Source organism: Bacillus sp. ABR, assembly GCF_056172715.1.
This window is the reverse complement of the sequence record NZ_JAOYSL010000002.1, coordinates 373,586-396,635: the sequence shown is the minus strand read 5'-3', so window position 1 is coordinate 396,635 and position 23,050 is coordinate 373,586. Positions and strand designations below refer to the sequence as shown.

Sequence of the window (23,050 nt, the reverse complement as noted above, 5' to 3'; positions counted from 1 at the left end):
AATGGCAAAAGCCATTTTCTTTTTGTTGTATAAATCGTAATCATTCTTTTTATATTGATTAAAGGTGGAAAGATTCATGGCAAAGCCAATCATTGAAATGAAGGACATTTCGTACTCATATGGACAGCGAAATGTCATTGATCACATTCATTTAACAGTAGAGGAAGGAAACTTTCTAGCACTTGTTGGACCGAATGGTTCTGGTAAAACAACCTTATTAAAATGCCTGCTTGGGCTCATTAAACCGCAGCAAGGGGAATTAAAGCTATTTGGCACGCCTGTTTCAAAATTTAGAGACTGGGATCAAATTGGATTTGTTTCTCAAAAGGCGAATAGCTTCAATACGGGTTTCCCTGCTTCTGTATATGAGGTCGTCGCAAGCGGATTGACCGCGAAAATTGGTTTGTTTAAACGAATGAGCAAGCAGGATAAATGGCAAGTGGAAGATGCCATTCGCTCAGTTGGTATACAAGATTTAAAGCATCAAAACATCGGGGAGCTATCTGGCGGTCAGCAGCAGCGCGCATTTATTGCCCGTGCGCTTGTCAGTCAGCCAAAGCTGCTCATTTTGGATGAGCCCACAGTTGGGGTAGACCAGCGGACAGTAGAAGGCTTTTATCAGCTGCTCGAAACATTGAACAAAGAAAAAGGAATGTCTTTAATTCTCGTCACACACGACGTTGGCACCGTTTCCGATAAAGTCACCCATGTGGCTTGTTTAAATCAGACACTGCATTTCCACGGGGATGCAGAAGCGTTTGATTCAATGGATGATCAGGCGCTATCCCAATTTTACGGGCATGACATTCAAGTGATTCATCACGACCATCACCATCATGGGGGACATGAATAATGCTATTTCCATTTTTTCATTATGAATTTTTACAAAATGCGTTTATCGCAGGGTTACTGATTGGTTTTATTGCGCCCTTACTTGGTGTATTTATTGTCGTCAGAAGGCTCTCGCTTATTGCAGATGCCCTCAGCCACGTATCACTTGCCGGTATTGCCGCAAGTCTATTTCTTGATAAAAAGTTTGGCCTTTTGACAGGGGTAAGCCCGCTGTACTTAGGGATGGCTTTTTCTGTTGCTGGTTCATTATTTATTGAACGTCTGCGCTCCGTGTATAAGCATTATCAGGAGCTTGCCATTCCCATTATTTTATCAGGGGGAATTGGGATCTCCGTCATCTTCATTTCACTAGCGAATGGCTTTAATACAGATTTGTTTAGTTATTTATTCGGAAGTGTCAGTGCGGTGTCAAGACTCGATCTTTGGATTATTGTAGGGATCTCACTCGTTGTTGTGTTAGTTGTTGTGCTTTTATATAAAGAATTATTTTTGCTTTCTTTTGATGAAGAGCATGCAAAGGCTTCTGGTATTTCAGCAAAATGGATTCATTTTATTTTTATCTTAGTCGTCGCACTTGTCATTGCGGCATCGATGCGTATCGTTGGTACACTGCTTGTGTCGGCGCTCATGACGCTTCCTGTTGCGGCAAGTATCCGCATTGCCAAAGGATTTAAACAGGCGATTTTCCTTTCGATCTTGTTTGGTGAATTGTCGGTATTAGCCGGATTGATTTTAAGCTATTATCTTGATTTAGCGCCAGGCGGAACCATTGTGATGCTGTCTATTTTGATTTTAATCGGGTGTATTAGTATTGGGAAATTCAGAAGGGGGAATCAACATGAACGTACAAGAAGCGCTTGATTTATTAAAGGAAAAAGGCTACAAATATACAAGCAAACGAGAAGATATGCTTCAATTGTTTTCTGATTCTGATAAATACTTGACTGCTAAAAATGTGCTGACGGCACTAAGTGAAGATTACCCGGGTCTTAGCTTTGATACAATTTATCGAAACTTGTCACTATATGAAGACCTTGGAATATTAGAAACAACGGAATTGTCAGGGGAGAAACTATTCCGTTTCAAATGTTCATTTTCCCATCATCACCATCACTTTATTTGTCTTACATGCGGGAAAACAAAAGAAATCGATGCCTGTCCTATGGACAAGCTTGACGCCGATCTAGAGGATTATCATATTAGCGGACATAAATTTGAAATATACGGAACGTGTCCTTCCTGCGAACCGAAGGAAGTTCACTCGTGAAAAAAAGCCAGCCATGGAGCTGGCTTTTTTGTTTTGTCTTTTGAAAACGTTTTACAAAGGGTGGCTGTTTCATTAAAATGAGATCAAGGTAATACAACGTGCAATTTGAGTCTTTTGGAGTAAAGGGAGGGGTCAAAAGTGGCATATTACGTCGTGTTTGATGTAGGCGGGACGAGAACGAAACATGGATTAATGGATCAGGATGGAAAGCTAATCACTAGCGGTGACTATCAGACGAACTGCCGGCAGCTTGAACCGTTTTTAGAAGCGATGGCGGATGTGGTCAGGGAATATCAAAGGATGCAGGTTGTCAGGGGTATCGCCATCAGTCTTCCGGGCTTTGTGGACAGTGAATCAGGTTATACAGAATTTGCAGGCGCCATCATCGCCTTAAATGGTCAAAATGTAAAAACACTTTTAGAAGAGAAAACATCTCTTCGTGTAGAAGTGGAAAATGATGCGAACTGTGCAGCTCTCGCAGAAAAATATAGCGGCCATGCGAAAGGGTGTGACAGCTTTATTTGTATGACGCTTGGCACAGGTGTTGGCGGTGGTATTTTCGCTGGTGGTCAGCTTGTGCGCGGGGCTTCCTTTCGCGGCGGTGAATTTGGCATGATGCTGACAGAAACAGACAATGGACAATTTACAACACTCAACAGCAGCGCTTCAACGGCTGGTCTCATTCGCAGCTATAAAGAAAAGCAAGGAATTCCGCAAAGTACACAAATAGACGGCCAAGACATTTTTGAAAAGGCGAAGCACGATCCGTCCATTGAAAACCTGGTGGATCAGTGGTACAAGCGAATCGCCATTGGCATTTACAATGTAGCAACCGTCCTCAATCCAGAAAAAATTCTCATTGGCGGCGGCGTGAGCGCAAGACCAGATTTACTATCAAGTATTGAGAAACACCTACATACACTGCCTGCGTGGAAGAACATTCAGGTGAAGCTGGAAACGTGTTATTACTTGAATCAGGCAGGCATGAAGGGAGCGTTGTACCATTTCCTCATGAAAGAAGGGCAGCTTGCTCCATCGAAAAAGCCGATACATTAAACGTATCGGCTTTTCTACCTTAATAAGCAGCTTGCAGACTTTGTTCATATTGTTTGATCCATTGAGACGCTTCGTGCCAGTTGTTTACGCGAATAATTCTGTCGTCAATTGGCATCTGGTTATAAGGGGAGTTAAAAAGTATAACCGGGATGTCTGCCTCTTTTGCAATCATTGTGGCATTGCCGTGATGGTCTTCAAAAAATACATCAATCTTGTGCTTTTGAACGGCTTCCAGCTTATGATGACCGCCAACCAGCTCAATGTCATCATAATGCACGTCATGTTCTTGAAACCACTTGTAGGTGATATCTGAATGATGCTGCCTTCTTGCTGTAATATAAATCAATTTATGCTGCTGCTTCATTTGGTCGAGGATTTCTTTAGCACCCTCAGCAGGCTTTGCCTGTTTATAAATAAGAGGCTCATGCTCATTCATCCAGCCCCAAAATTCTTCTTGAGAAATCTTTAAAAGCTTCGTCAAATCATATTCTGTCATATCATCTAGTGTCATGGCACATTGGAACGACTCGTTTAAATAGGGAACAAAAGTGTCCTGCGCCGTCACTGTACCATCAATATCAATTCCTAAACGTAACATGCCCACACTCCTCATTTTTATACTCTTAAAGTGTAACATAATCATTTCACAATTCCAGCAAGTTTTAGCAAACATGAAACAGACATTTTTGCTCATACTAAAAAAGCTCCTTTCTATTAACCAAAAGGGGGAATTGATCATGGAAAGAGACGAGGATTTCAGAAGAAATGATCGTGAAATCGACACACACTTTAGTAATGATGATGGCTATTTAGAGGAAACAGCTGCTGAAATTGCAGAGCCATATCAAGCATCAAGAGATCGAGAAGATAGACGAGGACGTGACCATGCAGGTGACGATTCGGGCAGTAAAGGGATAGGCTATACAGCACTCGCGATTGCGATTATCTCATTATTTGTCTTGCCGGTGCTATTAGGGGTAGCGGCAATCGTCGTTGGTTATATTGCACGAAGAAAAGGAGCACATGCGCTTGGCGCGTGGTCAATCGGGATCGGAATTGTTTCCGTCATCCTAGGCATATTTATCACCCCGTTCTTTTAACAAGGACAGAAAAACGCCTGACAATGACGTCAGGCGTTTTTTGTTAAGCATTCGCTTGTTTTTCTTTTTCAGCTTCCATTTTCGCATAATGTTCTTCAGCGATTTTATCGATTTCTTTTTTCAGTTCTTCGACCATTGTTTCTTCCGGTACTTTACGAACAATTTCACCTTTACGGAACAATAATCCTTCGCCTCTAGCGCCTGCGATGCCGATATCTGCTTCACGCGCTTCACCTGGACCATTTACAGCACAGCCGAGGACTGCTACTTTAATCGGAGCTTTGATTTTAGAAATATATTCTTCGACTTCATTTGCAATGCTGATAAGGTCAATTTCAATTCGTCCACAAGTTGGGCAGGAGATTAGTGTTGCTGCATTTGATGCAAGACCAAATGATTTCAACAATTCACGTGCTACTTTTACTTCTTCAACTGGGTCAGCACTTAATGAGATACGGAGTGTATTCCCAATCCCCATATTCAAAATAGCGCCAAGTCCAGCTGCACTTTTGACTGTACCTGCAAATAACGTACCTGATTCTGTAATCCCAAGATGAAGAGGATAATCAAAGGCTTTAGCCGCTTTTTCGTATGCCTCAATTGCAAGGTTTACATCAGATGCTTTCATACTGACGATGATGTCATGAAAGTCTAGGTCTTCTAGAATTTTAATGTGATGCAGTGCACTTTCGACCATACCATCTGCAGTTGGGTAGCCGTATTTATCAAGAATCTTTTTCTCTAATGAACCAGCGTTTACCCCAATACGAATTGGAATGCCTTTTTCTTTTGCTGCTTTGACAACAGCTTCAACTTTTTCTCTTCTTCCAATGTTTCCTGGATTGATTCGGATTTTGTCTGCGCCTGCTTCAATCGCTTTCAGTGCAAGCTTGTAGTCAAAATGAATATCCACAACAAGCGGGATGTTAATTTGTTTTTTAATGTCCGCAATTGCATTTGCTGCACGCTCATCTGGACATGCGACACGCACGATTTGACAGCCTGCCTCTTCTAAACGTTTAATTTCAGCGACTGTCGCTTCGACATCATGTGTTTTGGTTGTTGCCATACTTTGAATGACAACCTCATTATTTCCACCTATAGTTAAAGGTCCCACTTTGACGGGACGCGTTTTAGTACGATGTGTGACTTCACTCACTTGTCAATCGCTCCTTAGTGTACAAGCAATTCTTTGCCGTGTACGTCGTGTTTTACAGTTCATATTGTAACAGTCTCTTCGTATGAATGACAAGGAATTAACGTTTTATCTCTTATAGACAGGAAACTTATATGTACTGCCTGCTCTGATTTCGTTCGCTTTCACACCTTGATTCAGCTCCTCGAAATCTTTAATGACATCATCAAGTGGCTTGCTTGTATGTACGATGGAGAGGACCGTTTCACCTTGTTTTACCGTAACGTTCTTATATGTCTTTTTCTCAGCTGTTTGAAGGGCACTTGCTGGAACGGCTGGGTTTTCCTCAACAGGAATGGTTCCATTTTTTAAATCAAAAAAGATAATAAAGAGGACAAATAAACTGATTAGTAAAAAAAGAATTCGCCGCATTTTACTCACCGCTTTTAAGAGTTTACTTCAGTCTATGCATGTCCTGAAATGATAGAACCAAAAAAGAGGAGAAAAGCTGGAAAGGATGGTTCTAGTTAGTTCTAGTATGTCTTGTAATAAAACTGCTTGGGTCGTTGGTGTAAATAGGAGAGCAATCTCATATGGCGATTATGATAAAATAAGAAAGGGGGAGATTTTATGAAGAAAGTTAGTCAGCATATATATGTGAGAACACTGACAGAAAATGATGCAGAATCACTGTTAACATTAGAACTTGAGAATCGCTCATATTTTCAGGAATTTACACCTTTGATCAAAGATGATTTCTTCACGTTACCTCGTCAAATTGAACGAATTCAGCGGAGTAGGCAAAGAAGAGAACAAGATGAATCATACATGCATGGTATCTTCTTAAATGAAACAGGTGACTTAATTGGGACGATCTCTTTAAGTTCTGTCGTAAGAGGTCCGATAGAAGGAGCTTGGCTCGGGTATGTACTCGATCAAAGACAGGGCGGAAAAGGATATATGACAGAAGCCATTCGTTTAATCATTGACTATGCCTTTTTTGAGTTGAATCTCCACCGGATTGAGGCTGGAGTAAAGCCGAGTAACAAGGGTTCCATTCGTGTACTTGAAAAGACAGGTTTTGAAAATGAGGGACTAAATCGTAAAAAAGTAAAGATTAACGGAGTGTGGGAGGATCATTATTTATTTGCGATCATCCATCCAGATGAGTCCTAGCGTATGAACATACATAAAAAGCTCCTCCGAGACGGGGGAGCTTTCATTGTGTAGACAAATCCTTGTTGGATGGATCATTTGCTTTTTTTTGCAGGTATTTCTTTTACAACAAGATATAAAAAGATAAAGTTAATGACCCAATTCAATAAAAATGAGTTTGCAACAGGTGTGTTTAATGCACTCATGATGGCGAAAAAGACCGTGGTTAATGTGAGTGAATAAGCGGAGAGCTTCCAAAGCATTTGGAAAGACAGCTCTTTTTGCTGCATTCGTTTAATAAATGTACCAAGCATTGCAAGGAATGTTGCGCTAATAAACATGAGCGCCGCAGTTGATAAATATAGCAGTACACAGATGACAGGGATAATAATCGCTTGGTTCTGATTTGTGACGCGAGCAAGTTCGTCTTTTGTCAGCGTTCCGCCTAGGAGCTGGTATGGAATATCTGTCATTTGCCCATCAATCGCAATCACTGCTTTTTCCTTTAATAAAGCAATGGCTGTTTGCTTTGATTCAAGTTCACTTGCTTTTATTTTTTCAGCAGGATCAAAGATGATCGTAATGCCGTTTTCTTCTTTTTCTATTGGTGCACTTTGATCCGCTTGAAGCTTTCCTTTTTCAATTGAAAAGTCGGGTAAATCTTTTTTGATCACGTGCTGAAATCCTGACATCGCATTCGAGATCTCTTGACTCATGTGATATCCCTGAGGAACTGCTGCGATAATTGAAAGGATAAAAATGAATAAAATCGCTTTACCGATCCCTGTAAAACGTGCTTTGGCAACATCTTTTGGTGAATAAATTCCTTTTAACAATAGATTAAATACGTTCAATACCTATTCACTTCCTACATTCTTTTCTATTTCTCATATTGTATCAATGTCTATCCATCAAGTACAAGTATGGCCTCATCACTGGTTAAGATAGAAGGAATGAGGCATAATGTATACAGCATATAAAAAGGAGGCGGCAGGGTCTTGGACGTGCTTTATTGGATACTGATTGGCTGTGCATTTATCATTGCGTTTGTTGGACTGGTTTATCCAATTATTCCGAGTGTGGTCTTTATGGTACTCGGATTTATTCTATATGGCTTCTTCTTTAGTTTCGAGCCGCTTACACTGACGTTCTGGCTCATTCAAGCGATGTTTACTGCCGTCTTATTTGCGGCGGATTATGTTTCAAATCTTATAGGGGTCAAGCGCTTTGGCGGCAGCAAGGCAGCTATTTGGGGAAGCACCATTGGGTTATTAGCTGGTCCTTTTGTGATCCCCATTGCAGGAATTATTATTGGTCCATTTCTCGGGAGTGTCATTGCAGAGCTCCTTGTTCATCAAAAAGATTTGAAGACGAGTGTGAAAGTCGGATTAGGCTCATTAATTGGATTTGTATCAGGTGTTTTTGCAAAAGGATTGATTCAAGCGTTGATGCTGGGCATCTTTTTATTTTATGTCCTTCGCTAAGTTGAAAAAGGGTGTTTAAAACTTTATCTAAAGGGCTAAATACAAAATAAACACTGAAATGTTTCAGAACATGAGCAATAACGTTGAAACAAGCTGTTTCTTTTGATACTCTTTGAGTAGGGTGAATTGCTGACTTACAAAGGAAGCATTTCAGTACATACATTTTAAGGAGGAAATTAACCATGGCTTTTAAACTTCCAGAATTACCATATGCTTACGATGCATTAGAACCACATATCGACAAGGAAACAATGACGATTCACCACACAAAACACCACAACACATATGTAACAAACTTAAACAAAGCAATCGAAGGTGTATCAGCTCTTGAAGATCAATCAATTGAAGAGCTAGTGGCTAACTTAAACTCAGTGCCTGAAAACATTCGTACAGCTGTACGTAACAATGGCGGAGGACATGCAAACCACTCATTATTCTGGACGCTTCTTTCACCAAACGGTGGCGGCGCACCAACTGGTGAACTTGCAGATGCAATCGAAAAAGAATTAGGCGGATTTGAAAAATTCAAATCTGATTTCGCTGCAGCAGCTGCAGGACGCTTTGGTTCTGGTTGGGCATGGCTTGTTGTGAACAACGGAAAACTTGAAATCACAAGCACGCCAAACCAAGATTCTCCTTTAACTGAAGGAAAAACGCCAATTCTAGGACTAGACGTTTGGGAGCATGCTTACTACCTAAACTACCAAAACCGTCGTCCTGATTACATTTCAGCATTCTGGAATGTTGTGAACTGGGATGAAGTAGCTCGCCTTTACAGCGAAGCAAAATAATGATTTGATTCTAAAAGACCTGCTTTCAAGAGAAGCAGGTCTTTTTATATTTTCCCTCCTTTTTTTACATATCTGCCTTTTGATGAGACAGACTATTGTGTAGAAAAGGAGAATGAATTGTATGAGCAGATTAAAGAAAATGTTCGGGGACATGGATGTTACAAGAGATTTATTGCTCCTCCTCACGATTGGCGGGTTATACGCACTTGCCATTGCGCTTTCAAATACGTTTGTAAATGTGTACTTATGGAAACAGTCTGGGAAATTCACAGATCTTGCGATTTATAACTTGGCCATTGTGGTGCTTCAGCCCATTACGTTTTTATTCGCTGGCCGGCTCGCTAAAAAAATAGACCGGGCGTTTGTCCTTCGTTTCGGTGTCATCTTTTTAGCCGCTTTTTATTTGATTGTTTTAATGGCAGGAGAACAAGCGGCCGCACGGCTTGTTTTATTGGGAAGTGTCCTTGGGATCGGCTATGGTTTTTACTGGCTTGCTTTTAACGTACTCACCTTTGAGATCACCGAGCCTGAAACAAGAGACTTCTTTAATGGGTTTCTTGGGGTGCTTTCCTCAACTGCCGGCATGATCGGTCCTCTCATTGCGGGGATTGTCATTTCTCAGTTAACGGATGATACAGGCTACACAGTCATTTTCACATTATCGCTTTTTTTGTTTTCACTAGCGGTTGTGATGAGCTTTTTCCTCAAAAGAAGACAGTCAAAAGGCAAATTTATCATCAAACAAATTTGGAAAGAACGTCATGCAGACGCGAATTGGCGTAGGATTACAACAGCTCACTTTTTTCAAGGGCTTCGTGAAGGGGTCTTTGTCTTCTTAATCAGTGTCTTCGTATTTATTGCAACAAACAGTGAGCTTGCTCTCGGGACGTTTGGTTTAGTGAATTCAGGTGTTGCGTTTTTTGCTTATTTCTTCGCTACGCGTTTGATTAAGAAAAAGTGGCGGAAGAAGGCGATTATGCTTGGCGGTCTGATTTTATACGGCGCCCTGTTTTTAATCGTCTTCCACTTGTCCTATGTTTCACTTCTCATGTATGCGGTAGCGATTGCAATAGGATATCCGCTCCTGCTTGTTCCTTATGTATCCTTAACATATGATGTCATCGGCCATGCAAGGTATGCCAGAAAGGCCAGAATTGAATATATTGTGGTCAGAGAGCTATTTTTAAATGCCGGCCGTATTAGTTCGATTATTTTGTTCCTGCTGTCTGTCACCTTACTAGGTGATGAGCTCGGAATCCCAGCATCTCTTGTTGTGCTCGGGGCGGGACATACCCTCATTTATTATTTTGTAAAAGATATTCATTTAAAAGAAAAAACTGCTGATATGAAAGAGGCTGACGGTCAAAAGCCAGTTTCTCACACGAACCTTATTAAGGGAGAAAGGTAAAATTTCTTACCAATGGAACATCAAATTTCTAGATAAATGATAGAAAAACCGCTAAAATGATGATGGCACCTTTTAAATACAAAAAGGGGTGCCATTTCTTTCTTGATAGAAAAGGTGATGTGATGAGAAACAAGAAAAACAAAAAAGACGCGAAGGAAGGGCGCAAAACACTTCCGATCCGGCTGAATTTATTATTTTTAGCTGCGTTTATTATTTTTACCGGCGTTGTCGTTAGACTCGGGTTTGTGCAAATTGTCAATGGAGAAGATTATAAAAAGCAGGCAGAGAAACAAGAGGATGTGAATGTCAGCTCATCTGCTCCGCGCGGAAAAATTTACGACCGAAACTACAATACGATTGTCAGCAATAAAGCGCTAAATGCCATTACATATACGAGAACCTCGACGACTTCACAAGAAGAGCGGCTCAAAGTGGCATCAAAATTAGCGGATATGATTCATGTGAGTACGAAAAAAATCACAGATCGGGACAAAAAAGATTTCTGGATCTTAACGCATCCGAATGAAGCGAAAAAGCTTGTTCAAAAGGAATCAGAATTAAAGGGTGACGATAAGGTCTCTGATGATAAACTATATGAGCTTCAGCTAAAACGCATCACAGACAAGGAATTAAATCAACTGACGAAAAAAGATTTACAAGTGCTTGCCATTAAAAGGCAGATGGATGGAGGCTATGCACTGACGCCTCAATTTATTAAAAATGAAGATGTAAAGCCAAGTGAAATTGCTTACGTCTCTGAGCATTTGGACGAGCTGCCAGGTGTTGATGTGACGACAGACTGGTCACGCAGCTATCCGTATAAAGGACTGCTCCGCAGTATGCTTGGCAGTGTGTCTTCGAGTGATGAAGGTCTTCCGCAGTCACTTCTTGAGCATTATCTATCACTCGGCTACAGCCGAAATGACCGTGTAGGAAAAAGCTATCTTGAATATCAATATGAAGATGTCCTGCAGGGCCAAAAGGAAAAAGAACAGAGTACAACTGATAAACAGGGCAATGTCACAAGCTCTAAAGTGTTAACTGAAGGTAAGAGCGGGAAAGACCTTGTGCTGACAATTGACATTCAGCTGCAAAAAGCGGTTGAAAAAATTATTGAAAAGAACTTGAGAAGTGCGAAACAAAGAGGGGGAACAGAGCTTCTTGATCGCGCATTTGTTGTTATGATGGACCCGAGAAATGGAGAGGTTCTCTCTGTTGCGGGTAAGCAGATTTCAAACAAAAACGGAAAATACAAGTTCGATGATTACTCATTAGGAACGATGACATCCTCATATGCGATGGGATCAGCTGTAAAAGGGGCAACGGTACTAACCGGATATAAAACAGGCGCTATTCATATTGGAAGTACCCAATATGATGAACCTCTCTATATCGCTCAGTCACCGCCAAAGAAATCCTATCAAAATATGGGACTCATTAATGATTTAACAGCACTAGAGCGTTCATCTAACGTGTATATGTTCAAAACAGCGATCGCTATTGGGAAAAGCGAATATCGTAAGAATCAGCCGCTCCCAATTGATCCGAAAGCATTTGATACGTTCCGCTACAATTTCAGTAAATTTGGCCTTGGCGTCAAAACTGGTATTGACCTGCCAAACGAGGCAACGGGCTACAGAGGAACGTCTACACAATCGGGCCTTTTACTTGACTATGCGATTGGACAGTATGATACGTTTACACCGCTGCAAATGGCGCAATACGTTTCAACCATTGCAAATGGGGGATATCGTTTACGTCCGCAGCTTGTCAAAGAAGTGAGAGAGCCAGATCCGCAGCGCGGCATTGGAGCTGTGACAGAATCCGTTAAACCGGATGTATTGAATAAGCTAGACATGACAAGTGATCAAATCAAGCGTGTCCAGCAAGGCTTCAAGCTTGTCATGCAGAACCCAAGAGGGACAGCCTATTCAAACTTTGGCAACAAAAAGTATAATCCAGCTGGCAAAACAGGAACCGCCCAATCATTTTATGACGGTCCAATTAAAAGCAAGCGCGGTACACCGACGTATAACACAACTCTTGTTGCGTATGCGCCGGCTGATAATCCAGAAGTGGCTATTTCCGTTGTCGTGCCATGGGTGTATCAAGACTACAACCAGCGCTATCCAATTACTAATGATATTGGTGAACAAGTATTAGATAAGTACTTTGAACTGAAATCAAAACAGGAAAGCAATGATACACAGGCGAAAAACAAAAACAAAATTGAAAATGAAGCAGAAACAAATAACTAGACCTTTCATAGGTAAAAACGCTCACTTTTTGTGGGCGTTTTTTTACGTTTTCTTCAAAAATCCCGATATAAATTGACAAAATTCATAAAAAACGCCGCAATTTCTCTACAAAACTTCGACATTTACAAAACCTTAACATTCCATTTAAACGAAATTAATAAAGAACCTTTAATGTATTACTCGTAGGACAAATTATTCAGGGGGTATTCTTGAAATGAAAAAGAACAAATTATGGCTGCTTACTTTCCTTACTATCGCATTGTTAGCATTCGTCACAGCATGCGGAAACAGCAGCTCAAGCGGAGATTCAAAAGACAGTAAAGGAAATGCTTCAAACAAAGATGAGGCATCAGGTTCCATTACCATCTCAGGATCATCTGCGATGCAGCCTTTAGTTCTTGCGGCAGCAGAAAAATTCATGGATAAACATCCAAAAGCCGATATTCAAGTACAAGCCGGCGGTTCAGGAACAGGACTTTCTCAAGTTTCAGAAGGATCTGTACAAATTGGTAACTCAGATGTATTCGCTGAAGAGAAAGACGGAGTCGACGCAAAAGCTTTAAAAGACCACAAAGTAGCAGTTGTTGGAATGGCCGCAGCTGTAAACCCTGAAGTGGGTGTCAAAGACATCACAAAGGACGAATTGAAAAAAATCTTCACTGGTAAAATCAAAAACTGGAAAGAGCTTGGCGGGAAAGACCAAAAAATCACGCTTGTTAACAGACCTGATTCTTCAGGAACACGTGCAACATTTGTGAAATATGCACTTGATGGTGCAACACCTGCAGAAGGAATCACAGAAGATTCTTCAAACACAGTGAAAAAACTGATTGCAGAAACACCAGGTGCGATTGGATACCTTGCATTCTCTTATTTAACAGATGACAAAATTACACCGCTTAGCATTGATGGTGTGAAACCAGAAGAAAGCAATGTAGAAAGCGGTAAATATACAATTTGGGCATACGAGCACTCTTATACAAAAGGTGAGCCGGAAGGTCTAGCAAAACAATTCTTAGATTACCTTATGAGTGACGAAGTACAAAAAGAAATCGTTAAAGACCAAGGCTACATCTCAGTCTCTAATATGAAAGTAGAAAGAGACGCAGCAGGCAAACAATCAGATAAGTAAGAGGTCTTGAATTGCTGATGAAGGAAAAGTGGAGCATTTCACTTTTCCTTTTATGACATTCATAGGAGTGTAGAAAAAGATGAAGCAGATAGAACATACAGAAGCGAGCGATCGGCTGATCAGCTCGAAGAAAAATAGGCAAATGGATGAAGTAAGAGGAAGTATTTTGGTAAGATTCTGCGCATTCTTAATGATTGCAGTATCCATCGCCATCACCATCTTCCTTGGCATTAAGGGTTTACAATCTTTCATCGTAAATGGTGTAAGCCCAATTGAGTTCTTAACCAGTATCAATTGGAACCCAACAGCAGAAAACCCGGAGTACGGCGCATTTCCTTTTATCTTTGGATCGATCGCCGTCACACTTCTATCGGCACTCATTGCAGCGCCGCTAGGCATCGCAGGAGCGATCTTTATGACAGAAATTGCACCTGCATGGGGCCGGAAAATTCTCCAGCCAGTCATTGAATTGCTTGTAGGGATTCCATCCGTTGTTTACGGATTCATAGGTCTTACAGTATTGGTGCCGTTTATCGGACATTTCAAATCAAGCGGTTCAGGGCATAGCGTATTAGCAGGAACAATTGTCCTGTCCATTATGATTCTGCCAACCGTTACATCCATTGCAACTGACGCAATGGCTTCCCTTCCAAAAAGCTTGCGTGAGGGATCGTATGCACTTGGCGCAACAAGGTGGCAAACGATTAGACGTGTGCTTGTACCAGCAGCTCTTCCAACATTAATGACAGCTGTCGTTCTTGGGATGGCGAGAGCATTTGGAGAAGCCCTTGCCGTTCAAATGGTCATTGGAAACACACGTAATTTACCAGAGAGCATTATGGATACAGCTGGTACATTAACAACCATTATTACGTTAAACATGGGTCACACAACGTATGGAAGTGTTGAAAACAATACACTTTGGTCAATGGGGCTTGTCCTTCTAGTTGTATCGTTTATGTTCATACTCATTATCAGATACTTGTCGTCTAGGAGGAAGATTTAATGAATAGCAAAATGACTGATCGTTTTGCCACGATTGTTTTTGGATTATGTGCCGCCATTATTACGGCGATCCTAGTTGGTTTGTTTTCTTATATCATTTTCAACGGTGCAAAAGAATTAAACTTTGACTTTTTGACAACCCGCTCAAGTGCGATTGGCTCTGGCGGCGGCATTAGGGATCAGCTGTTTAACTCGTTTTACATTTTGTTTATTACAATGCTGATCACAGTACCACTTGGTGTCGGCGGCGGAGTGTACATGGCTGAATATGCGCCTCAAAACAAAGTCACTGATTTTATTCGCACATGTATTGAAGTGCTGTCTTCACTTCCTTCCATTGTCATTGGTATGTTTGGTTTACTCATGTTTGTCAATTTAACAGGCTGGGGCTATACAATCATCGGAGGAGCTCTTGCGCTCACCGTGTTTAACCTGCCAGTGATGGTCAGGGTGACAGAAGACGCGCTTCGCTCTGTACCGAAGGATCAAAAGGAAGCATCACTAGCGCTTGGTGTGACGAAATGGCATACAGTGAAGACGGTCCTGATTCCAGGTGCGATTCCTTCTATTATTACCGGTGCGATTTTAGCATCAGGAAGAGTTTTCGGGGAGGCAGCAGCGCTTCTTTTCACAGCAGGTCTCACCACACCGCGTCTAGATTTTACAAACTGGAGTCCATTTTCTGATACGTCACCGCTGAATATTTTTAGACCGGCAGAAACATTAGCCGTTCATATATGGAACGTCAATACACAAGGAATCATTCCAGATGCAGAGGCCATTGCAAATGGTGCCTCAGCGGTACTAGTGCTTTCAGTTTTAGTATTCAACTTAGCAGCTAGATGGCTTGGTTCATTTATTCATAAGAAGCTTACGTCAAAATAATGTGAGAAAGGTGTGAAGGGGATATGGTTCAAATGCTAGCAGAAAAAAAAGAGATTGCAGCAAAAAAGGCTCCACTTCAAGCAGAACAGATTTTACAGGTGCAGGATTTAAGCATTTATTATGGGGAAAAAAGAGCGGTCAATCACATTTCATTTGAAGTTGAGAAGAACGCAATTACCGCATTAATCGGTCCATCTGGCTGCGGGAAATCAACCTTTTTACGCAGCATTAACCGCATGAACGACTTGATCCCAGGTGCGAGAAGTGAAGGGGCGATCATGTACGAAGGGCTCAATATTTTGGATGACCGCATTAATGTGGTCAATTTAAGAAGAGAAATCGGTATGGTTTTCCAAAAACCAAATCCATTTCCTAAATCAATCTACAATAACATTACCCATGCGTTAAAGTATGCGGGTGAAAAAAGAAAATCAGTGCTTGATGATGCGGTAGAGGAAAGCTTAACAAAAGCGGCGCTTTGGGATGAGGTCAAAGATCGTCTGCACCGCTCAGCTTTGTCATTATCCGGCGGTCAGCAGCAGCGCCTTTGTATTGCCCGTACACTTGCGATGAAGCCTAGCGTTCTTTTATTAGATGAACCTGCTTCTGCCCTAGACCCGATCTCAAATGCAAAAATTGAAGAGTTATTATCAGAGTTGAAAAATGATTATTCGATCGTCATTGTGACTCACAACATGCAGCAAGCGTTACGTGTATCTGATCATACGGCCTTTTTCCTGAACGGTGATCTAGTAGAATATGATGCCACTGAACGTATCTTTACACGTCCTGCGCAGCAAAAAACAGAAGACTATATCAATGGTCGATTTGGATAAGGCGGGTGGATTTTGATGAATTCAGTAGCAACTGAAACAGCAAAAAAAGAAGTGTTTCGTGTGAATGATATGAACCTTTGGTATGGACAGCATCACGCACTCAAGCATATTGATTTAGACATAAGAGAGCATGAAGTCACAGCAATTATCGGTCCGTCCGGGTGCGGAAAGTCAACGTTTATCAAGACCTTAAATCTCATGGTCAAAACAGTGCCAGGTGTGAAAATCACCGGGGATATGATGTATAACGGTGACAATATTTTAAAAGGCCGTGTCGATCTCGTGGAACTGCGTAAAAACGTTGGGATGGTCTTTCAAAAAGGAAACCCATTCCCTCAATCTATCTTTGATAATGTCGTCTATGGGCCAAGAATTCACGGGGTGAAGAGCAAGCAGCAATTAAAAGAAATCGCTGAAAAAGCGCTTCGTGATGTTGCCCTTTGGGATGAAGTGAAAGATCGCTTAAGTGCGCCTGCATTAGGTCTTTCTGGCGGTCAGCAGCAGCGTCTTTGTATCGCAAGAGCTATTGCTACAAGCCCAGATATTTTATTAATGGATGAACCAACATCAGCGCTTGATCCTGTCTCAACATTAAAGATTGAAGAATTGATTATGAAATTAAAAGAGAAATATACGATTGCCATTGTGACGCATAACATGCAGCAAGCGGCAAGGGTATCAGATAGAACAGCCTTCTTCTTAATGGGGGAGCTTGTTGAGATCAATGATACGAATGTGATGTTCTCTGAGCCAAATGATCAAAGAACAAATGATTATATATCTGGTCGATTTGGATAACAAAAACCCCTGGAGGTCAGCGCCGCCAGGGGTTTTTACTGTTATTTTGTTAAGGCTTTGACGATTTGTTTGAACGTCATCCCTGTTTTTAAATTGAATTTGCCTGCACGAATTTCTTTATGGTAGCCGGCGTCAATCACGTAATCATTAAAATCTTTAGACGAGTTGATGATTCCGTCCTTCTCAAGCATGTCTGAAACATCACTTGTGCTCATCCCGTTTTTAATAACGAATTTGACCGATTTGCCTTTAGGCTTGTCTGATGTTTCTTTATCATTTTTAGAATCGCCGTCTTCATTTGCTTTCAGTGCTTTTTCTTTATAATCAAGAAGCTGCTGATATGTTTCACGGCTAACGGAGACTTCTTTTTTAGAGTCTAAATAGTTTTTCACGTCAGTGTCTGTTACTTTCGCTGCGAGCGTTTCTTTTGTGGTTGTATCAGCCGCCGCTTCATCTTTTCCAGTGAGGAAAAAAACGATTGCCAGAACACCAGTTGCAAAAATCATACCTGCCGCAAACGTTTGGATGCTTTTTTTCGTCATACAAGCACCTTCTCGTTGTCTTTAATGATCATGTTGACCTCATCTACAGATACATGCTCAGCGCGCGCAATGGCCTCAGGAGACATGCCATTTTGATGCTTTGAAATGATTTGTCTTGCGATAGATGGATCAATTTCTGAATGTTTGCGGACGACGATATTTGTTTCAAGCAATTCTTCTTCAAGAACCTTCATTTTCTTTTTCAGTTTATAGATTTCTTGCATTGCAGATAGTTGAAGTGTTTCAAGTTCCTGCTCGACTTCTTTAATCGGCTCTCTTTGAAAATATGAGAATGCGATCAGTACGATACTGACAACAAGCAATCCGATAATTGCAATTTCCATGTTTCATCACCTTTTATTCGTATTTTAATGCTGAAAACCATAAAAGGCTTTCATGATTGTTTCAGACAGTTTTCGACCCTTCTTTTTTATACCATAAAAAAGCTAGTTTCAAAAGGAATTGCTGAAAAAATCACCTTTTTTTCATCTTTTTTCTTTTTATATGAAAAACGAGTATGAAAATCTTGCTCGCTGTCAAAATAAAAGAGGGTTTCTCATGTATACAGTACGACAAAGATTGACGTTTTATAGGGGAGCAGGCCATTTTTCATGAAATGATCATACGATATAGATCAGAACGCAGACGGATTGCACTGAAATTGAAATTGGTGAAAAAACATTCTAGCATTCCTAAGCTAGAAGTGGTATTATAGTTAGGTCTGAATGTGAATTGATTTTAGTTTGGAGGGAAAAACATGCGCGTAAATATTACTCTAGCTTGCACTGAATGCGGTGAGCGTAACTATATTACTAAAAAGAATAAGCGAAACAATCCAGATCGCGTTGAATTCAAAAAGTATTGCTCACGTGATAAAAAACAAACTTTACATCGTGAAACAAAGTAAGCAGCAGGGAATTTTCCTGCTGTTTTTTTATGATGGGAGATGATCTGTGTGAAAAAGGAACTTCGCCTTCAAACATTAGCCAAGCTGGATCAGATGAGTGCTGAGGATTTCGAGCGAAGCACCGCTTTACTTCATGAGCACTTGTTTCAGCTACCAGCATGGAAAGAAGCAAAAACGATTGCACTCACCATGTCTAGAGGAAAAGAGGTACCGACAATGCCTCTCATTGAAAAAGCATGGCAGGAGGGGAAAAAAGTATGTGTACCCACCTGTTTTCCGGAAACAAAAGAGATGACGTTTTATAAATATACACCGGAAACGAAGATGATATCCCGCTACTTTGGGCTATTGGAGCCAGATCCTCTGGCGTCGGCCGCTGCATCTAAAGAATCAATCGATTTGATCATTGTGCCTGGGGTGTGCTTTGATCGACAAGGCTACCGTATCGGATATGGGGGCGGCTACTATGACCGCTACTTAGCTGACTATCACGGCGAAACACTTGCCCTTTGCTTGACTGTACAGCAAACCGAGCATATTCCGGTTGAAACGCACGACATTCCGGTCTCAATTATCGTCAGTGAGAAAGGTATCTTATATCAAAAATAAAGTCCGCTGCTTGTACGGTAGAACGGGCTTTTTTGTGTTGAGACCGTTTGGTTTGATTTATGCCTTGGTCGAAGTGAATGTTGAGTTGATATCTCTTTAAAATTTAAGTTGCGGCTTCACTTGTCTGTAAGTTAACCGATTTTAATAATAGTTTACGTTTATTCATTTAATGACTTTTTAGCTATTAGGAGGCATATATTGAAAAAATTTCGAGGAAAGAAAAGATACTTCCGTAATTTGTGGAAGGAAGTTAATACTTTTGACTTGCAACTTGATCATGATTATTGGTTCGATTTTTTTCATACCCATCTTGATTTTTGGGGTGTTGGGAAAAATAGTTTGAAAATAAGAAGAGAGCATATAAAGGCTCATATCGCTTTATACAATAGGTTGCTAAAGCAGCTCGAAGAATTTGAAAAGCCATACCAAACATGGATCTGTATTCACGAACAAGATCCAATGTTAGATGCTGTGTATGTCCATTCACCAAATCCAAATGATGATGACTTCCCGCACAAGCTTGAAGAATTAGAGCTGAATTGTAAGCTACCTCATACGTTCAAGGATTTAGTGAACCTTCATCAATTTGATGTTTCCTGTTATCGATCAGAGGGTGAAGAGGTTTATTATATTCAATCAAAAGCACAAGGGATTAGATTGTAAAGGCTGGCTAACGAACGGAACCATTCAAAGCGATAAAAACGATGGTTCATGCATAAACAAATCCTATTTAAGCCACGATACGAACATAGGAGGGAATATGATGAATAAAATGATTTGGAGCATTGTGTTCACACTGTTTGCATTCGTTCTCGTGCAAAATCGTTATCGGCTCATGAATTTGATTTTAGGCCAAAATCAAGTACGTCACTTTTTGATTAAATGGCTGATGAAAATCCCATATTTTCGGACGAAATTTATTCGCCAAGCATTCTAATCCCGCAAATGCCGGGATTTTTTTGTTTTGAAATGCGGATCAGAACGATTCTTGCTATAATAATGTAAAAAATGGAGCGCGAATGTATGAATGTCATAGATAGTCTATTTTGGCGAGTTGTTGATGAACTAAGACAAAAAGGATACGAGATGATTCAAAGTCCGTACCCAGAAGATGAAATATTTTTTGAAGCACCACGAAACTCAGGCTATGATCTCATCCGTCTGTATAGAAAAGATGTGAATTTCAGACAGGAGATCGTTCGAGATATCGAGGAGCAAACATACCGGATCAATCAGCTGAGAGAAGCTATGCGTAAACGATCGCTTCATCTCTTGCAGCTGCAATTTACAACTGATGTTCCAGTAGATGATTGGGAAGACTTAAATGGTCAGCCGCAAAAAGAGAATAAGGTGACAGTTACTCCTGTGTTACTCAATGCAGACACGCTTCAAAACGATGTAAACGAACTGCAAAAATGGCTCAATACATCTCTTGCAGTTGATGTAGAAGAAGCGAAGAGAGACACAGCTGAGGATGCAATGAAGCTTAAAAGGAACGTGCTCCAGGCATTTGATGATCAGGAAAAACAGCGTGAACGAGAACGGGCCGTGTTTCAAAATGGCAGACCCATTTTTACCTACTTGCTGATCGCTGTCCAAGTGGTGATGTTTCTTTTACTTGAGCTGTCTGGTGGAAGTACCAATACGGCAACTTTAACAGCATTTGGTGCTAAAAATAATGTGCTGATTTTAGAGGGTGAATGGTGGCGCCTGATAACACCAATGTTTTTACATATTGGCTTGACGCACTTACTCTTTAATACTTTTGCTCTTTGGTCCGTTGGAGCGGCTGTTGAGAGAATTTATGGATCAGGAAGATTTTTGCTCATCTATTTGATTTCCGGCATTTTTGGCTCCATAGCGAGCTTTGTGTTTAATACGGCAATTGCAGCCGGTGCATCAGGCGCGATTTTTGGCTGTTTAGGGGCACTGTTATATTTAGCTATCTCAAATCGAAAGCTTTTCTTTCGGACGATGGGGACAAATATTATTGTCATTATCCTCATTAACCTAGGAATAGGCTTCACTGTATCAGGTATTGATAACGCAGGGCATCTTGGCGGCTTGGTTGGCGGCTTTTTCGCCGCATTAGCTGTCCGTCTGCCTAAACAGACGCAGCCTGTCAAAATGCTTCTTGCGACTGCTGTTTTGCTCTTGATTGGCGGTCTTGGATTGTATACAGGGTTTCATTCAGATAATCAAAAGGAAGCAGCGGCAACAAGTGAGGCAGCGAGTTTATTTGATGAGAAAAAGTATAGCGAAGCAAGTGAACGACTAGAGGAATATGTACACGAAAAAGATGCATCAGCTGAGGCACTTCATATTTATGCACTATCGGAAGCGCAGCAGGGCCACCTTGATAAGGCCATTCAATTTTTACAAAAGTCGCTCGAAAAAGATCCAGATGATCCAAATAAACTGTATCATTTATCGTTGTTATTCGTAGAAAAAGGAGAGACAGCGAAAGCAGAAGAACTATTAGAGAAAGCATTAAAACAGGATCCTCAAAATGATCAATTTTTAAAGCTGAAACAATATATCGAAAATAGTCAAACACGTTGAATGACTTGACTGAAAGCGCATTTATGAATACGCTTATCCTATCTGTTGATGAGAAGAAATGGTGGAAACAATGAAAACGTTATATGATGTACAGCAGCTGCTTATGAGATTTGGAAATTATGTGTATTTCGGAGATCGTGAAGTAGAATTAGAATTTATGGCAGACGAATTGAAGGAAATGTATACATCGGGCATCATTGACCGGACTGAATGGTCAAACGCAATGACGATTCTTCAAATGGAGTTAGCCAAACTAAATCGAAAAACAATGTGAAGGTGGAGGGCATATGACAGGGGATTGGTTTGTAGGTATTGATCTTGGCGGTACGACAATTAAGCTTGCGTTCATTAATCTATATGGTGAAATTCAGCATAAGTGGGAGATTCCTACGGATAAATCCGGGCAGACGATCACAGTCGATATTGCCAAATCAATTGACCATAAACTGGTTGAGATCAGTATGCCGAAATCAGCACTTATTGGGATCGGAATGGGTGCACCTGGACCTGTAGATAAAGTATCTGGAATCGTCTATAAAACAACGAATCTGGGCTGGACAAACTATCCGTTGAAAGATCACCTAGAGGCAGAGACAGGACTTCCATCTGTCATTGAAAATGATGCGAATATTGCTGCACTCGGTGAAATGTGGAAGGGTGCAGGAGATGGCGCAAAAAATATCCTGATGGTCACACTTGGAACGGGGGTTGGCGGCGGCATCATCGTCAACGGTGAAGTTGTTCAAGGGGAGACAGGAGCTGGCGGAGAAATTGGCCATATTTGTGCCGTTCCATTTCAAGGAGCACCTTGTAACTGCGGAAGAACAGGCTGTATTGAAACAATCGCATCTGCAACTGGCATCGTCCGGCTTGCAAAGGATAAATTAGAAACCGAGCAGCATACATCTTCACTTGGCACGCTCGCTTCGCTATCAGCAAAGAATGTATTTGAAGCGGCAGAAAACGGAGATGATCTTGCAATGCGTGTCGTAGAAGAAGTGACGACACATCTTGGACTTGTCCTAGCGAATCTTGCCAGTGCTTTAAACCCAACGAAAATTGTGATTGGCGGCGGTGTTTCAAAAGCAGGTGAGCTTCTTCGCAGTAAAGTAGAACGCGTTGTGAAACAACATGCGTTCCCGCCTTGCGCAGACGATGTCGAAGTGGTGATAGCATCACTCGGAAACGATGCGGGTGTCATCGGTGGTGCATGGATGGCAAAAACCAAATGGCTGTCTTGAACAAAAAAGTCATAATGATGTCATTTT

The 23,050-nt window shown here is 41.1% G+C and carries 28 protein-coding genes; 22 read left to right on the top strand and 6 right to left on the bottom strand.

Annotation, left to right across the window (positions count from 1 at the left end; translation table 11 throughout):
• Nucleotides 1-76: 76 nt before the first annotated feature.
• The 4 genes from OIT90_RS07430 (at nucleotide 77) to OIT90_RS07415 (ending at nucleotide 3,175) form a co-directional block, all read left to right on the top strand.
• Nucleotides 77-853, top strand: a complete 777-nt coding sequence (locus OIT90_RS07430) for a metal ABC transporter ATP-binding protein (RefSeq protein ID WP_024423006.1) — start codon at nucleotides 77-79, stop codon at nucleotides 851-853.
• Nucleotides 853-1,713, top strand: a complete 861-nt coding sequence (locus tag OIT90_RS07425) for a metal ABC transporter permease (RefSeq protein WP_024423005.1) — start codon at nucleotides 853-855, stop codon at nucleotides 1,711-1,713. The genes OIT90_RS07430 and OIT90_RS07425 overlap by 1 nt, the downstream gene beginning before the upstream one ends.
• Entirely contained in the window at nucleotides 1,691-2,119 is a 429-nt protein-coding gene (gene zur, locus OIT90_RS07420) for a zinc uptake transcriptional repressor Zur (protein ID WP_003217433.1), read from the top strand. Before OIT90_RS07425 ends, zur begins: the two co-directional genes overlap by 23 nt.
• Before the next feature lie 138 nt (nucleotides 2,120-2,257).
• On the top strand, nucleotides 2,258-3,175 hold the full coding sequence (locus OIT90_RS07415) for an ROK family protein (protein WP_474892411.1): 918 nt from the start codon (nucleotides 2,258-2,260) through the stop codon (nucleotides 3,173-3,175).
• 19 nt (nucleotides 3,176-3,194) lie between these two features.
• On the opposite strand, the gene OIT90_RS07410 is transcribed toward OIT90_RS07415, so the two are convergent.
• Complete coding sequence (locus OIT90_RS07410) at nucleotides 3,195-3,773, bottom strand: 5' nucleotidase, NT5C type (RefSeq protein ID WP_126681585.1); 579 nt, start codon at nucleotides 3,771-3,773, stop codon at nucleotides 3,195-3,197.
• A 139-nt stretch (nucleotides 3,774-3,912) separates the two neighbouring features.
• Between OIT90_RS07410 and OIT90_RS07405 the strand changes: the two genes are divergently transcribed.
• Complete coding sequence (locus OIT90_RS07405) at nucleotides 3,913-4,275, top strand: DUF308 domain-containing protein (RefSeq protein ID WP_039180010.1); 363 nt, start codon at nucleotides 3,913-3,915, stop codon at nucleotides 4,273-4,275.
• 43 nt (nucleotides 4,276-4,318) lie between these two features.
• Here OIT90_RS07405 and ispG read toward each other — a convergent pair whose 3' ends face one another.
• A complete protein-coding gene (gene ispG / locus OIT90_RS07400) occupies nucleotides 4,319-5,434 on the bottom strand; it encodes a flavodoxin-dependent (E)-4-hydroxy-3-methylbut-2-enyl-diphosphate synthase (protein WP_024423001.1) in 1,116 nt (371 codons plus the stop codon).
• Nucleotides 5,435-5,539: 105 nt separating this feature from the next.
• Nucleotides 5,540-5,842 carry a hypothetical protein gene (locus tag OIT90_RS07395; protein ID WP_039180007.1) on the bottom strand — a complete coding sequence of 101 codons (303 nt, stop codon included), beginning with the start codon at nucleotides 5,840-5,842 and terminating at the stop codon, nucleotides 5,540-5,542.
• 198 nt (nucleotides 5,843-6,040) lie between these two features.
• On the opposite strand from OIT90_RS07395, the gene OIT90_RS07390 reads away from it, so the two are divergent.
• The gene (locus tag OIT90_RS07390) at nucleotides 6,041-6,586 is read left to right on the top strand and encodes a GNAT family N-acetyltransferase (RefSeq protein WP_458208717.1); all 546 of its coding nucleotides are present in this window, start codon (nucleotides 6,041-6,043) and stop codon (nucleotides 6,584-6,586) included.
• A gap of 74 nt (nucleotides 6,587-6,660) precedes the next feature.
• Here OIT90_RS07390 and OIT90_RS07385 read toward each other — a convergent pair whose 3' ends face one another.
• Nucleotides 6,661-7,419: a DUF1189 domain-containing protein gene (locus OIT90_RS07385; protein WP_058839076.1), complete on the bottom strand. Its 759-nt coding sequence runs from the start codon at nucleotides 7,417-7,419 to the stop codon at nucleotides 6,661-6,663.
• Between the two features lie 144 nt (nucleotides 7,420-7,563).
• On the opposite strand from OIT90_RS07385, the gene OIT90_RS07380 reads away from it, so the two are divergent.
• The 9 genes from OIT90_RS07380 (at nucleotide 7,564) to pstB (OIT90_RS07340) (ending at nucleotide 17,162) form a co-directional block, all read left to right on the top strand.
• Entirely contained in the window at nucleotides 7,564-8,049 is a 486-nt protein-coding gene (locus OIT90_RS07380; protein ID WP_039180001.1) for a DUF456 domain-containing protein, read from the top strand.
• Between the two features lie 182 nt (nucleotides 8,050-8,231).
• Complete coding sequence (sodA, locus tag OIT90_RS07375) at nucleotides 8,232-8,840, top strand: superoxide dismutase SodA (RefSeq protein ID WP_007501264.1); 609 nt, start codon at nucleotides 8,232-8,234, stop codon at nucleotides 8,838-8,840.
• A 121-nt stretch (nucleotides 8,841-8,961) separates the two neighbouring features.
• A complete protein-coding gene (locus OIT90_RS07370) occupies nucleotides 8,962-10,248 on the top strand; it encodes an MFS transporter (protein ID WP_474892410.1) in 1,287 nt (428 codons plus the stop codon).
• Nucleotides 10,249-10,370: 122 nt separating this feature from the next.
• Nucleotides 10,371-12,506, top strand: coding sequence for a peptidoglycan D,D-transpeptidase FtsI family protein (locus tag OIT90_RS07365; protein WP_039183202.1), 2,136 nt, complete (start codon nucleotides 10,371-10,373; stop codon nucleotides 12,504-12,506).
• A gap of 214 nt (nucleotides 12,507-12,720) precedes the next feature.
• Nucleotides 12,721-13,638: a phosphate ABC transporter substrate-binding protein gene (locus OIT90_RS07360; RefSeq protein ID WP_039179996.1), complete on the top strand. Its 918-nt coding sequence runs from the start codon at nucleotides 12,721-12,723 to the stop codon at nucleotides 13,636-13,638.
• Nucleotides 13,639-13,717: 79 nt separating this feature from the next.
• Complete coding sequence (gene pstC / locus OIT90_RS07355; protein WP_047202305.1) at nucleotides 13,718-14,644, top strand: phosphate ABC transporter permease subunit PstC; 927 nt, start codon at nucleotides 13,718-13,720, stop codon at nucleotides 14,642-14,644.
• Nucleotides 14,644-15,528: a phosphate ABC transporter permease PstA gene (gene pstA / locus OIT90_RS07350; RefSeq protein ID WP_039179988.1), complete on the top strand. Its 885-nt coding sequence runs from the start codon at nucleotides 14,644-14,646 to the stop codon at nucleotides 15,526-15,528. The genes pstC and pstA overlap by 1 nt, the downstream gene beginning before the upstream one ends.
• 23 nt (nucleotides 15,529-15,551) lie before the next feature.
• Nucleotides 15,552-16,364, top strand: coding sequence for a phosphate ABC transporter ATP-binding protein PstB (gene pstB / locus OIT90_RS07345; protein ID WP_474892409.1), 813 nt, complete (start codon nucleotides 15,552-15,554; stop codon nucleotides 16,362-16,364).
• Between the two features lie 15 nt (nucleotides 16,365-16,379).
• Nucleotides 16,380-17,162: a phosphate ABC transporter ATP-binding protein PstB gene (gene pstB / locus OIT90_RS07340; protein ID WP_106025022.1), complete on the top strand. Its 783-nt coding sequence runs from the start codon at nucleotides 16,380-16,382 to the stop codon at nucleotides 17,160-17,162.
• Between the two features lie 41 nt (nucleotides 17,163-17,203).
• Here the strand turns inward: pstB (OIT90_RS07340) and OIT90_RS07335 are convergent, their stop codons facing one another.
• A complete protein-coding gene (locus OIT90_RS07335) occupies nucleotides 17,204-17,704 on the bottom strand; it encodes an endolytic transglycosylase MltG (protein WP_474892408.1) in 501 nt (166 codons plus the stop codon).
• A complete protein-coding gene (locus tag OIT90_RS07330) occupies nucleotides 17,701-18,048 on the bottom strand; it encodes a hypothetical protein (RefSeq protein ID WP_024422989.1) in 348 nt (115 codons plus the stop codon). Before OIT90_RS07330 ends, OIT90_RS07335 begins: the two co-directional genes overlap by 4 nt.
• A 413-nt stretch (nucleotides 18,049-18,461) precedes the next feature.
• Here OIT90_RS07330 and rpmG point away from each other — a divergent pair, with 413 nt between their 5' ends.
• From rpmG to OIT90_RS07295, 7 genes are all read left to right on the top strand, one after another.
• Nucleotides 18,462-18,611: a 50S ribosomal protein L33 gene (rpmG, locus tag OIT90_RS07325; RefSeq protein WP_008360061.1), complete on the top strand. Its 150-nt coding sequence runs from the start codon at nucleotides 18,462-18,464 to the stop codon at nucleotides 18,609-18,611.
• Nucleotides 18,612-18,659: 48 nt separating this feature from the next.
• Nucleotides 18,660-19,220 (top strand): 5-formyltetrahydrofolate cyclo-ligase, encoded by a 561-nt coding sequence (locus OIT90_RS07320; protein WP_474892407.1) that lies wholly within the window; start codon nucleotides 18,660-18,662, stop codon nucleotides 19,218-19,220.
• Nucleotides 19,221-19,418: 198 nt separating this feature from the next.
• Complete coding sequence (locus OIT90_RS07315; RefSeq protein WP_058839081.1) at nucleotides 19,419-19,883, top strand: hypothetical protein; 465 nt, start codon at nucleotides 19,419-19,421, stop codon at nucleotides 19,881-19,883.
• A gap of 100 nt (nucleotides 19,884-19,983) precedes the next feature.
• Nucleotides 19,984-20,157, top strand: coding sequence for a hypothetical protein (locus OIT90_RS07310; RefSeq protein ID WP_162473402.1), 174 nt, complete (start codon nucleotides 19,984-19,986; stop codon nucleotides 20,155-20,157).
• A gap of 86 nt (nucleotides 20,158-20,243) precedes the next feature.
• On the top strand, nucleotides 20,244-21,782 hold the full coding sequence (locus OIT90_RS07305; RefSeq protein WP_474892406.1) for a rhomboid family intramembrane serine protease: 1,539 nt from the start codon (nucleotides 20,244-20,246) through the stop codon (nucleotides 21,780-21,782).
• Nucleotides 21,783-21,852: 70 nt separating this feature from the next.
• Nucleotides 21,853-22,056, top strand: coding sequence for a YqgQ family protein (locus OIT90_RS07300; RefSeq protein WP_008342322.1), 204 nt, complete (start codon nucleotides 21,853-21,855; stop codon nucleotides 22,054-22,056).
• 13 nt (nucleotides 22,057-22,069) lie between these two features.
• Nucleotides 22,070-23,023, top strand: a complete 954-nt coding sequence (locus OIT90_RS07295) for an ROK family glucokinase (RefSeq protein WP_039179975.1) — start codon at nucleotides 22,070-22,072, stop codon at nucleotides 23,021-23,023.
• Nucleotides 23,024-23,050: the final 27 nt, after the last annotated feature.